8 protein-coding genes are annotated in these 13106 nt (G+C 66.6%); all 8 read left to right on the forward strand.

Annotation, left to right across the window (positions count from 1 at the left end):
* Positions 1-163: 163 nt before the first annotated feature.
* The 8 genes from ABL310_RS19310 (at position 164) to urtB (ending at position 13104) form a co-directional block, all read left to right on the forward strand.
* Complete coding sequence (locus tag ABL310_RS19310) at positions 164-1234, forward strand: ligase-associated DNA damage response exonuclease (protein ID WP_349368628.1); 1071 nt, start codon at positions 164-166, stop codon at positions 1232-1234.
* Positions 1231-2964: a cisplatin damage response ATP-dependent DNA ligase gene (locus ABL310_RS19315; RefSeq protein WP_349368629.1), complete on the forward strand. Its 1734-nt coding sequence runs from the start codon at positions 1231-1233 to the stop codon at positions 2962-2964. Before ABL310_RS19310 ends, ABL310_RS19315 begins: the two co-directional genes overlap by 4 nt.
* 89 nt (positions 2965-3053) lie before the next feature.
* A complete protein-coding gene (locus tag ABL310_RS19320) occupies positions 3054-4589 on the forward strand; it encodes a phospholipase D-like domain-containing protein (RefSeq protein ID WP_349368630.1) in 1536 nt (511 codons plus the stop codon).
* A 153-nt stretch (positions 4590-4742) separates the two neighbouring features.
* Positions 4743-6113, forward strand: a complete 1371-nt coding sequence (locus ABL310_RS19325; protein WP_349368631.1) for a hypothetical protein — start codon at positions 4743-4745, stop codon at positions 6111-6113.
* Entirely contained in the window at positions 6094-8643 is a 2550-nt protein-coding gene (locus ABL310_RS19330; protein WP_349368632.1) for a hypothetical protein, read from the forward strand. The genes ABL310_RS19325 and ABL310_RS19330 overlap by 20 nt, the downstream gene beginning before the upstream one ends.
* A 103-nt stretch (positions 8644-8746) precedes the next feature.
* The gene (locus ABL310_RS19335; protein ID WP_349368633.1) at positions 8747-9880 is read left to right on the forward strand and encodes a site-2 protease family protein; all 1134 of its coding nucleotides are present in this window, start codon (positions 8747-8749) and stop codon (positions 9878-9880) included.
* A gap of 208 nt (positions 9881-10088) precedes the next feature.
* Positions 10089-11378: an urea ABC transporter substrate-binding protein gene (gene urtA / locus ABL310_RS19340; RefSeq protein ID WP_374730343.1), complete on the forward strand. Its 1290-nt coding sequence runs from the start codon at positions 10089-10091 to the stop codon at positions 11376-11378.
* A gap of 79 nt (positions 11379-11457) precedes the next feature.
* On the forward strand, positions 11458-13104 hold the full coding sequence (gene urtB / locus ABL310_RS19345; protein ID WP_349368634.1) for an urea ABC transporter permease subunit UrtB: 1647 nt from the start codon (positions 11458-11460) through the stop codon (positions 13102-13104).
* Positions 13105-13106 lie beyond the last annotated feature (2 nt).

The raw sequence follows: 13106 nt of genomic DNA on the forward strand, positions 1-13106 counted from the left end.
CGCCGAACGCGCGTTCCGCGCGCCCCATCCGTCACCGCGCTCCGCGCGGCGCCACCTTCCCCTACAGGGAAGGAGAAGGGTGGGCGCGCGCCGCGCGTGGAGCCCGTTTTCCCTCCTCTGCGGGGAGATGCCGGCGTCCCGCATCGACCCTATATCGGGGGCGATGCGCGCGACCGACATCCTCACCCTCACGCCGCAGGGCCTCTATTGCCCGCTCGGCGATTTCCACGTCGACCCGGTGCGGCCGGTGCCGCGGGCGCTGGTCACGCACGGCCATTCCGACCATGCCCGCGCCGGCCACGGCGCGGTGCTCGCCACCGCGCAGACGCTGCGCATCATGGCCGCGCGCTACGGCGAGGACTTCGCCGGGGCGAGGCAGGCGGCCCGGCTCGGCGAGACGATCCGGCAGGGGGACGTCGCCGTGCGCTTCGTCCCCGCCGGCCACGTGCTCGGCTCGGCGCAGATCGTCATCGAGGCGGGGGGCACGCGGCTCGTCGTCTCGGGCGACTACAAGCGCGGCTACGACCCGACCTGCCTGCCCTGCGAGATCGTGCCCTGCGACGTCTTCATCACGGAGGCCACCTTCGGCCTGCCGGTCTTCCGCCACCCGGACGCGCGGGCGGAGGTGGACAAGCTCCTCGCCTCGCTCACGCTCTTCCCCGAGCGCGCGCATCTGGTGGGCGCCTACGCGCTCGGCAAGGCGCAGCGGGTGATGGCGCTGCTGCGCGAGGCCGGCTACGACCGGCCGATCTACGTCCACGGCGCCATGGAGAAGCTCTGCGCCCTCTATGCGGAGCTCGGCGTCGATCTCGGCGAGGTGGTGAAGGTCGCGGCCGCCGACCGCGCCAAGCTCGCCGGCGAGGTGATCGTCTGCCCGCCCCCGGCGATCCAGGAGGTCTGGGCCCGCAAGTTCCCCGACCCCGTCGCCGGCTTCGCGTCGGGCTGGATGCGGGTGCGGGCGCGGGCCCGGCAGAAGGGGGTGGAGCTGCCGATGGTGATCTCCGACCATTGCGACTGGGACGAGCTGAAGCAGTCGATCCTCGAGACCGGGGCCGGGGAGGTGTGGGTCACCCACGGGCAGGAGGACGCGCTGGTGCACTGGTGCGGGACGATGGGGATTTCCGCGCGGCCGCTGCACATGCTGGGGTATGGCGACGAGGGGGAGGATACGGGGGAGGTTACGGGCGACCTCGCCGCGCCGGCGGCTGCGGTGGAGAGCGGGGAGACGCCGTGAATTCCTTCGCCGCCCTCCTCGACCGGCTGGTCTACGAATCCCGCCGCAACGCCAAGATCCGGCTCATCGCGGACTATCTGCGCACGACCCCCGACCCCGAGCGCGGCTTCGCGCTCGCCGCGCTCACCGGGGAGTTGTCGTTCCGCGAGGCGAAGCCGAACCTGATCCGGGCGCTGATCCAGGAGCGCTGCGACCCGGTCCTGTTCGAGATGTCCTATTCCTATGTCGGCGACCTCGCCGAGACGACGGCGCTGCTCTGGCCCGCGCCGATGAGGGAGGCGCCGGAACCGCGACGGTCCTCCCCTCTCCACGAGGGAGAGGGGAGTCCGTCGCGCGCTTCATCGCCGTTGGGCCACAACCGCCCGCCGCCCCCCTCCCTCTCCGAGGTGGTCGAGACCCTCGCCACCACCTCGAAGTCCGACCTGCCCGCCCGGCTCGCCGGCTTCCTCGACGCCCTCGACGAGACCGGGCGCTGGGCGCTGCTGAAGCTCATCACCGGGTCATTGCGCATCGGCGTCTCCGCGCGCCTCGCCAAGACGGCGCTCGCCTCGCTCGGCGAGATGGAGCCCGACGCCGTCGAGGAGGTCTGGCACGGTCTCGCCCCGCCCTACGAGGAGCTGTTCGCCTGGGTCGAGGGCCGCGGCCCGCAGCCGGTCTCGCGCGATCCCGCCCCCTTCCGCCCGCCGATGCTGGCGCACCCCATCGAGCTCGAGGACTTCGCCAAGCTCGAGGCGGACGCCTTCACGGCCGAGTGGAAATGGGACGGCATCCGCGTCCAGGCGGTCTCTTTCGAGGGCGTGACGCGGCTCTATTCCCGCACCGGCGAGGACGTCTCCGGCGCCTTCCCCGATCTCGTCGCGGCGCTCGCCGGCATGGAGGTGGCGATCGACGGGGAGCTGCTGGTGCTCATCGACGGGCGCGTGCAGAGCTTCAACGTCCTCCAGCAGCGGCTCAACCGCAAGAGCGTCTCCAACGCGCTGATGGGCAAGTACCCCGCCCACCTGCGCGCCTACGACCTCCTGGCGGAGAACGGCGAGGACCTGCGGCCCCTTCCCTTCGCCGAGCGGCGCGCGCGGCTGGAGGCGTTCGTCGCCGCACGCGCGCCCGAGCGGCTCGACCTCTCTCCCCTGGTGCCCTTCGCGGACTGGGACGCGCTCGCCGCCGCCCGCGCCGACCCGGCCTCCCACGGCGCGGGGGCGGACGCGGAGGCGGTCGAGGGCGTCATGGTCAAGCGGGCCGAGAGCCCCTACGTGCCCGGCCGGCCCAAGGGCCTCTGGTTCAAGTGGAAGCGCGAGCCCTACACGGTCGACGCGGTGATGATGTACGCCCAGCGCGGGCACGGGAAGCGCTCGTCCTTCTACTCGGACTACACGTTCGGCGTCTGGCGCCCCGGCGCGGAGGGCGGGGAGGAGCTGGTGCCCGTCGGCAAGGCCTATTTCGGCTTCACCGACGAGGAGCTGGCCCAGCTCGACCGTTTCGTGCGCAACAACACGATCAACCGTTTCGGTCCGGTGCGCGAGGTGGTGCACACCGCCGAGAAGGGGCTCGTCCTCGAGATCGCCTTCGAGGGCCTCCAGCGCTCCACCCGCCACAAGTCCGGCGTCGCCATGCGCTTTCCGCGCGTGGCGCGCATCCGCTGGGACAAGCCCACGGCGGAGGCCGACCGGCTGGAGACGCTGATGGGGATCCTGGCGAAGGGGGAGACGGAGCAGCACCCGACGGGCGGGTGAGGGTCGCCCACTCCCCTGCGACCAAGCGCAGCCGCCCGCGACCCATATCCGCTCCCGCCGCGTTGTCCCCGGCGAAGGAGCCCCCCGCCATGCACGAGACCGCCCGCGCCGCGCGCGCATCGGAGGAGGACGCCGGCCGAGACGTCCCCCGCGACGCGCTCGCGGCGGCGCTGACGCGCGTCCTCGCCGATCCCGGGCGGCCGGCCTGCGACCTGCGGCTCCTGCGCGACGGCACCGAGAACTATCCCGCCTGGCTCGCCGCCATCAGGGGCGCGCGCGAGCGGATCGACTTCGAGAACTTCATCGTCGCCGACGACGAGACCGGGCGCATGTTCGCCGAGGCGCTGATCGAGCGGGCGAAGGCGGGCGTGCGGGTGCGCTTCCTCTACGACTGGCTCGGCTCGGCGGCGCGCGGCTCGCGCGGCTATTGGCGGGCGCTGCGCGAGGCGGGGGTGGCGGTGCGGGTCTACGGGCCGCTCCGGCCGAGCCGCCCGCACTGGTTCGTGCGCGACCACCGAAAGCTCCTCGCGGTGGACGGGCGCGAGGGCTATCTCTCCGGCCTGTGCGTGTCGGACCATTGGACCGGCCGGCGCGGCGTCGCGCCCTGGCGCGACACGGGCGTCGGCTTCGCCGGCGCGGAGGCGGTCGCCGCGCTGGAAGCCGCTTTCGAGGAGACCTGGGCCGACGCCGCGGGCGAGGCGCCGCCGCCGCCCTCGGACCCGCTGCCGCCGCCCTCCGACCCCGCGCCGATCGTCGCCGCACCGGGCGAAGCGCGCGTGCGCCTCGCCCGCGGCCGCCCCGGCGACCGGCGGCTCTACCGGCTCGACCTCCTCGCGCTCGCGCATGTCCGACGCCGCGCCTGGATCACCGATTCCTACTTCCTCCCCACCCGCGCCTATCGCGAGGCGTTGATCGACGCCGCCCGCGCCGGGGTCGACGTGCGCCTGCTCGTGCCCGGCGCCAACGACGTGCCGACGCTCCCGTCCTTCGTGCGCTGGCAATATCGCGAGCTGCTCGAGGCCGGCGTGCGGGTGCACGAATGGGCCGGGCCGATGCTGCACGCCAAGTCCGCGGTGTTCGACGGGCGGCTCGCGCGGGTGGGCTCCACCAACCTCAACCCGTCGAGCTGGTTCGGCAATTGGGAGCTCGACCTCGTCGTCGACGATCCGGGCTTCGGCGCGGCCATGGAGGCGATGTTCCTCGAGGATCTCGCCGGCGCGACCGAGATCGTGCCGGCGGGCCCCGACGGCGCGCCGCCGCTGCCGCGGCCGGTGCGCGGAGGCGCCCCCGCGCCGCTGCTGGCGCGCCGCTTCTTCCGCGGACGCTGGCGCGAGGGCGCGGCCTCGCTCGGGCGCGTGCTCGTAGCGGCGATCGGCCAGCGCGCGCCGCTCTCGCGGCTCGAGACGAAGGCTGCGGCGACGCTCGCCGCCCTGTTCGCCGCCGTCGCCGTGGCGCTGGCGCTCTGGCCCGGCCTCGTCGGCTACACGCTCGCGGTCATGGCCGCCTGGACCGCGCTCGCGCTCGCGATCCGCCTCGTGCGCGGCAAGCCCCGCGCGCGCCGCGACGGCCGGAAGCTGCAGGCGCAGACGCGGCGGCTGATGGCACGCTTTCGCCGGGGGGCGTGAACGGTGATGCAAGGCATTAGCTTCTAGGTGGAAATGCGAATTGACCGGCTTGGCCGGAGACGCTACTAAAAATTGCGCATTCTGTCGGCTCGATCATCGATCATGAACGCAACGCCTACCGGTCCCGGCACGCCCCCAGAAGGCTGGTCTCGCGTGGACGCCGGCGATCTCCTACTGCGCCATTCGGCCGCGTACCGTGAAATCATCGATTCGCTTCCGTTTCGTGACGCTCGCGTGGACGAGATCTCTGTGCACACTCTTCGGACGACGAAGATGCGGCTCCTGCGATTGCTTGTCATGCCAAGCGGAAAACAGGAGGACGAGCACGTCGGCTACGAAGCCTTCGCCCTCGTCTGCGGACACTTCGTGATGTGTCTGTCCGACATGTCGCGTGAGGGGCTGATCCTGCCGCGACCGGGCGACCCACTGCGATCCATATTGAAGCAGCTGCCTCCCGGCAGGGTCGACATGTCAGTCGCGGAAATTTGTGCGGCCATCGATCTTTGGCCCCAGGGTAAAGGCCACCCAAGACGTATCGGTTGGAGCGAGAATGCAGATTGGTCGATCAGTTTCTATCCGAGGCAGGTCGCCCGTCGCTTTCCCTTTCGTCCGCAGTTTCGAACAGATCGAATGACTTGGTCTCCTCGTCAGTTTCGCGAGGATTCGGAGTTGCCGGAAGCAGCTGCGGATGCGCTTTTGAACGCCTGCGCAGATAAGCCCGTCACACCACGCGACCTGGGCGACACGGACCGCGACGCCTTCACAATCCTCGAGTGGAAGCCGGCGGGTAATCTCGATCGCGAACGATTCATGCTTGCAGCCTGCCGCGACCTGATCGGCTTCGAAGCCTTCCAGCCGAATGACCCTGTCACACTCAAGATGTGCCGCCTCTCCTTTTATAGTGACGCCGACTTCTTCGAATTGGAAGATCGGCGGACGGGAATTGCCCAGCTAAGCCGGTACGTGGGGAGAACTGGAGATTCGACCTCTGGAGTCGAGTATGCCGAACTGATCGCAATCAATTGGTCCGGTCAATTATTACACGACTTGAATGAAAAGTTCGATCTCAACCTAACGATTAACGAGATACCCGCTTATGTCGACTTTTTCTGTCAATCTGTTGAAGGGAAATTCGGATATTTCAAGATCATACAAAATCCTGACGATCTCAATTGGCTAGGAGAGGCTGACGCGATCAAAAGAGCTGCTTCTGAACATATTCACAACATCGAGGTTTACCATGATAAATTCGTCGAGTTCGAAATTCGTCGACATGACCCAGCATCTTCTAATTGGCAAGCTCGGTTACGAAACAGATGGTGCCTTATTCGGGCTACTGTCGTTTATGCACGCGCTCTGTTCATATCGACTTTCATAGTTGATCAGAGTGGTTTTATCGAAATGACGACGGATGATGAAATATCAGATAGCTTACCTATTGTCCCCGAGAAGATTTCCTTTCCAAGCCACTACGTTTACATTCAACGGAAGGAGATCGACCCCGATGAAGACGATAAAAGCTAGTGAGCTCTATGCAAGAATAGAAGCTGGAGAGCGAAGCTTTGAAAAGACATACGTATCGGGAAATTTTAGCCTTAGAGGCGTCCGCCTTGATTCTGGTATAAGATTGACATATATGACATTTAGTTCAAGTGTTGACTTGTCCGACTGTTTTCTCGAAGGCAGCTTAGATTTGACCGGGAGTAGATTTATAAGAACTCTCGACATATCGAACGTTCAACTGACTGGTAACTTGATATTGAACTCCGTAACTGTCGAGGCAGCGGCACGACGCCCGGACGTCATCCGTGGCGAGAATAGATCTCCTGTCGCTGCTGCTTTTGACGTTACAAAAATTGGAGCCGCAATTTCCGCAAGCAATATTAAAGTTAAAGGCAACGTGATCGCATCTTCATTGGCAGTAATCGGATCTATGCTCATACCAAATAGCGTTGTTGATGGAATGATTTCTTTTCGAGGCTTGGAAATTTTCGGTGATTTGATAATGACGAGGACAAATATACGTGGAGATCTCGAAATTTATCAGTCTTTAAACGAACAGGATATTTCACCAAGCTATATAGAAGGAAATTTACTTGGGAGCAATATGACCATTGGAGGCAATTTCATGATTGCCGGAACCCAGGTCACGGGAGATGCGCATTTCTGGTCTTCCGAGATCGGTGGACTGATGCGAATGTCCCCGACGATGAGTTCCAGTTCGGTTTGGATTCAGCCCGCGTTCGGCCGCGATCTCCATCTGGCCGGCATCAAGGTCGGCGTGAGCCTCCATCTCATTGGGATCCTCGTCGCGGGCGATCTTCTGCTTTTCTCGGCCGACGTCGGATCTCTTTGGCTCGAGCCGGAGCTTCGAGAGGCCGAGGCACGCTGTGACCCGCGCGTCGGCGCCTTATCTGCACACGGGCTACGGGTTCGCGGGCCGGCTACGTTCACGCGCCTCCGAGTGACGGGTACCGGACAGCGTCCGCCCGACTCGGCCTTCAACCTGGCCCATGCCATCGTCGATGGCGACGTGAGGTTCTGGTCTACACAGCAGAACCGGAACGAGCCCTCCGAGGCCGAGCAGGCGCCCGTGGGAGGCTGCGTCATTGTCGGTGGCATGAATCTTTCTCGAATGAAAGTCGGAGGCAATTGCATCCTTACCAAAATCGCCGTAGATGGTGCGATCGATCTCAGCTTCACTGATCTATCCGGCAATGTAAAGATGGAGTCATGCGCTTCTTATGTCGAGCAAGATGTAATCGGTCGAGAGCTCATGGTGATCGGAGCCGCGATTGGTGGAGACTTTTATGCCGTGGCTGATCACCTCGACATGAGTCTGTTGGTTTGCGCCGGTGATGTTGATCTCTCGGGGCTGCAACTCAGGGCCTTTCTTGAGCCGGGACGCAAGGCCAGCGGGAACGTCACCGCGAAACGCGTGCGCGTCACGGGAACCTTCCGCCTCAAATACCAGCTCGACGACGCGAAATGGAAGGATTTTGTTGCTCGATCAGGGCATGGATCTGAACTTGACATGCCTCCTGCAGAAGCTGCGATTCCTGGCTGCCTGGATCTCTCGCACGCCCAGATCGAGCATCTGGTCCTCTCCAACAAGAGCTTCCGGGAGGCGGTGACAAGTCCGGGGGACGTCGAAAAAGAAGAGCTGCAACGCGGATTGATCTTGACCGCTGCGCAGATCGGGGAGTTGGAAGTATACCCGGGTGAGAGCCCGCATCCGTTTCCGGTTCCGATCAATCTCGGAGACATCGAGGTGCGGCGTTGGAATCTCCACCAGGAGGACAAGACCCGTTACTCACGGTTCATCGATCTCTTGGAGGCGGATGTGCGCCCGAGGCGTTCGAGCTACATCGCAATCGAGCGATTTCTCAGAAACCGTGGCTTCGAACGGGACGCTGACGCCATTTACCGGGCAATGAATAGGCGCGTTGATCGCGAGGCTGCGATTTTGCGTCGACCTTCGTTGATCGAAACTGTGGTGTTCTTGGCGATTGCTGCATTGATGGTGTACATCGCGCATCCGCCATGGTTTTTGGCAATCATTCTGGTACCATCGATTTCGGCTGCGCTTTTCGTTTCGGTTAGTATCATCCATGCATTTACGCGCAAGATCCTATGGGATGGGCTTCTGGGTTACGGAACCGCCCCTTTACGCATCGGAATCCTTATCATACTCCTGTTCGCCACGTCTGTGACCCTAGTTTACAGCGATCCGCGCAACATCGGGCCGACTATACAGTACACCATGATCGATGCGACTTCGCAGTCACCGCCCGAGTGGGGAGTATTCGACGCTCTTGCGATTGGCGTGCGCAACCATGTCCCGCTTGTAGGCTGGGCGCTCCGATCCAATTGGCAGCTCGCGGACGGATTCGGGCGCTCCCTCTACATCGCTGGCCAGGAGATCGGCCCGCTCCCGTTCCCAGGTTTGCGCCCGAGACCTGAGGATTACGGCATGTTGATGATGGTGCTCAATTTTTTGGCGTGGCCACCATTCCTCGCTTTCGCCCTGAAGCGCGCGTTCCGCTATGCCTGACCCGCGCCTTGCCGTCGCGCCCGCGAACCGGGGCTGGTAGGATGACGTTGGCGTCCGGCGCGGCGAGGCGATCGAGCGGCCGCGCCCCGCTGGAGCGTCTTTCATGATCTGGTCCTTCCCCATCGGCGTCATCGCCGGCACCGTCATCAAGATCCACGTCACCTTCGTGCTGTTCCTGGTCTGGATCGCGGGCGCGGCCTGGCGGGCGGGGGGCTTCGAGGCGGCGCTCGTGACGACGGCCTTTGTCGTGCTGCTCTTCGCCTGCGTGCTCGCGCACGAGTTCGGCCACATCTTCGCGGCGCGGCGCTACGGCATCCGCACGCCGTCCGTGATCCTCTCGCCCATCGGCGGCATCGCGAGCCTGGAGCGCATCCCCGACGATCCCAAGCAGGAGCTGGTCGTGGCGCTCGCCGGCCCGGCGGTGAACGTGGTCATCGCGGCGGTGCTCCTCCTCATCCTGGGCGCGACGCTCGACACGACGAACTTCATGGAGATCGAGAACCCGGGCCTCTCGCTCCTCGCACGGCTCGCGGCGGTGAACGTCATCCTCGTCGTGTTCAACCTGATCCCGGCCTTCCCGATGGACGGCGGGCGGGTGCTGCGCGCGCTGATCGCCATGCGTCGCCCGCACGCCCAGGCGACCGCCATCGCCGGGCGGATCGGCCAGGCGGCGGCGGTGGTCTTCGCGGTGATCGGCCTGTTCTACAACCCGATCCTGCTCGTCATCGCCATCTTCGTCTATCTCGCCGCCTCGGCGGAGGTGGAGCAGTCCGCCATGAAGGGCGCGGCCGAGCATACCAGCGTGGGCGAAGCCATGGTCAGCGTGGTGGAGACGCTCTCGCCGAACGCCAATCTCGACGACGCCGTGGAGTGCCTGATCCGCACCTCGCAGAAGGAATTCCCCGTCCTCGACGGCGCCGGGCGCCCGCGGGGGCTCCTCACCCGCGACGCGCTGATCCCGGCCCTGCGCCAGGGCGACCCGTCGAGCCCGATCCTCGAGATCATGACCCGCGACATTCCCGAGATCAGCGCCGACGCGCCCCTGTCGGAGGGCATGCGGGTGCTTTCCGCGAGCCGCGCCCCGGCGCTCTTCGTGCTCGACGCCTCCGACCGGCTGGTGGGCCTGCTCACGCGCGAGAACCTCGCCGAGGTGATGATGGTGCGCCAGGCCAGGCCCGACTGGCCGCTGCACGCTCCGCGCGAGCAGCACGCCTACCGCGATCATACGTACGGCTGACCGCCGCATAATGGTATACAAGAGCCAATCCAGTGTGCAGTCGCGCCCGTCGCGCGCAGTGTGCACACGGCTCTGCTCATGAAACAGGCTCAATACGCAGTCCTCCGGATGCGATCCGCCCGGGCGCGTCTGGCCCCCCTCTTGCACCGCGTCATCCCCGCAGGGCGCCGCGACGTCATCGGCGCGCAAACGACAGGGGACGGCTTCCATGACTTTCACGCGTAGACACGTGCTCGGCCTCGGCGCGGCGCTCGCCGGCGCCTCCATGTTCCGCGGCGTTCCCGCCCTCGCCCAGGGCGAGCCGATCAAGGTGGGCGTGCTCCACTCGCTCTCGGGGACGATGGCGATCTCCGAGACGACGCTGAAGGACGTCATGCTGATGCTGATCGAGGCGCAGAACGCCAAGGGCGGCCTGCTCGGGCGCCCGCTCGAGGCGGTGGTCGTGGACCCGGCGTCCGACTGGCCGCTCTTCGCCGAGAAGGCGCGCGAGCTGATCACCGGCGGCTGCGCGGCGACCTTCGGCTGCTGGACCTCGGTGTCGCGCAAGTCCGTGCTGCCGGTCTACGAGGAGCTGAACTCGATCCTGTTCTATCCCGTCCAGTACGAGGGCGAGGAGAGCTCGCGCAACGTCTTCTACACCGGCGCCGCGCCGAACCAGCAGGCGATCCCCGCCGTCGACTACCTGATGGAGGTCGAGGGGGTCGAGCGCTGGGTGCTCGAGGGCACCGACTACGTCTATCCGCGCACGACGAACAAGATCCTCGAGGCCTACCTGCTCTCGAAGGGCGTCGCGCCCGAGGACATCCGCGTCAACTACACGCCCTTCAGCCATTCCGACTGGCAGACCATCGTGTCGGGCATCAAGAGCTTCGGCTCGGAGGGCAAGCGCACGGCGGTGGTCTCCACCATCAACGGCGACGCCAACGTGCCCTTCTACCGCGAGCTCGCCAACCAGGGCGTCAGCGCCATCGACATTCCGGTCGTCGCCTTCTCGGTGGGCGAGGAGGAGCTCGCCGGCATCGACACCGGCCCGCTAGTGGGCCATCTCGCGGCGTGGAACTACTTCATGTCCGTCGACACGCCGGAGAACCGCGCCTTCATCGAGCAATGGCACGCCTTCACCGGCAACACCGACCGCGTCACCAACGACCCGATGGAGGCGCACTACATCGGCTTCAACATGTGGCTGAAGGCGGTGGAGAAGGCCGGCACCACCGATCCGGACGCGGTGATCGACGCCATGGTCGGCGTCGCCGTGCCGAACCTCACCGGCGGCTACGCCGCGATGATGCCGAACCACCACATCACCAAGCCCGTCCTCGTCGGCGAGATCCAGGACGACGGCCAGTTCGCGGTGGTGTGGGAGACCGCCGGCCTCGTGCCGGGCGACGCCTGGTCGGACCATCTCGAGGGCTCGAAGGACCTGATGTCCGACTGGCAGGCGCCGATGAATTGCGGGAACTTCAACGTCGTCACCGGCCAGTGCGGCGGGGCGTGATCCTTGCATGACGGGCGACGGCGCGCTCCCCGCGGGCGCGCCGTCGGTTCACTCGGCAGTCCGCAGAGGCACTCGGCCCATGGCGCATCTCCTCCGGCCCGCGGCGCGGCTCTCGCGCCTGTTGCGGCTCGCGCTCGTTCTCCTCGCGCTCGCCGCGCCGTTCTGGGCGAGCGCTCCCGCGCAGGCCCAGGCCTCTCGGGACGAGGTGGCGACCATCCTCGCGGGCTTCACGAGCGGCCAGTTCCCCGCGACCCTCGCGGCGGTCGACGCGCTCGCGGCCTCCGGCCATCCCCACGCCGCGCCGATCCTGGAGGCGCTCGCCGACCGAAGGCTCGTCTTCGAGACGGGCTCCCGGCGCGTGCTGTGGACGGACCGGGCCGGGACCGCCTACGACGCCCTCACCGGCGAGCCGGTGGCCGCGCCCGGCGCCACCACCGACGTGCGCGTCTCGAACGCCGTGCGCCGCGCGGTGCAGACGGCCATGGCCGGGCTGACGCTGCGCGCGCCCGATCCGCGCACCCGCATCGAGGCCGCCGCCAACATCCTGCGCGCCCGCGACCTCTCGCAGAGGGAGGCGCTCGCCGCCGCCCGTGCCGACGAGACCGATCCCGCCGTCCAGGCCGCCTTCGACGACACGCTCGCCGCCCTCGCGATCTCCGACGCCTCCGCCTCCGAAGAGGAGCGTCTCGCGGCGATCGCGCGGCTCTCGGCCAAGGGCGACGCCTCCGCCCGCGCGCTGCTCCTGTCCGTGCCCGCCGACGCGTCCGAGGCGGTGACGGCGGCCGCGGCGGAGGGGATCGCCGCCATCGACCGGCGGCTCGCGATCCAGGGGCACGTGCAGAACGTCTTCTTCGGGCTCTCCCTGGGATCGGTGCTGCTGCTCGCCGCCATCGGGCTCGCCATCACCTTCGGGGTGATGGGCGTCATCAACATGGCCCACGGCGAGATGGTGATGCTCGGCGCCTACGCCACCTTCGTGGTGCAGGAGCTGATGCGCACCTTCGCGCCGAACCTTCTCGACCTCTCGCTGCTCGTGGCGCTGCCGCTGGCCTTCGCGACGGCGGGCCTCGTCGGCATCGCGCTGGAGCGGCTCGTCATCCGCCACCTCTACGGCCGGCCGCTGGAGACGCTGCTCGCCACCTGGGGCGTCTCGCTGATCCTCCAGCAGGCGGTGCGCTCGCTCTTCGGGCCGACCAACCGCGAGGTGATGAACCCCTCCTTCATGTCCGGCTCGCTCGAGCTCTTCGGCATCGCGCTGACCTGGAGCCGGGTGTGGATCATCGTGTTCGCGCTCGCGGTCTTCCTGGCGCTGCTCGTCGCGATGAAGGCGACCTCCTTCGGGCTGCGCATGCGCGCCGTCGTGCAGAACCGGCGGATGGCCGCCTCGATGGGCATCCGCACGCCCTGGATCGACGCGCTCACCTTCGGGCTCGGCTCCGGCATCGCCGGCGTCGCGGGCGTGGCGCTCTCGCAGATCGACAACGTCTCGCCCAATCTCGGGCAGAGCTACATCATCGACAGCTTCCTCGTCGTCGTCTTCGGCGGTGTGGGGAGCCTATGGGGCGCGCTCGTGGCGGCCTTGTCGCTCGGGGTCGCGAACAAGCTGGTCGAGCCCCTCGCCGGGGCGGTGCTCGCCAAGATCCTGATCCTCGTCGCGGTCATCCTCTTCATCCAGAAGCGCCCGAGGGGCCTGTTCGCCCTCAAGGGGCGGGCGGTCGAGAGCTGAAG

It is taken from the genome of Salinarimonas sp., assembly GCF_040111675.1.
Classification (GTDB): Bacteria; Pseudomonadota; Alphaproteobacteria; order Rhizobiales; family Beijerinckiaceae; genus Salinarimonas.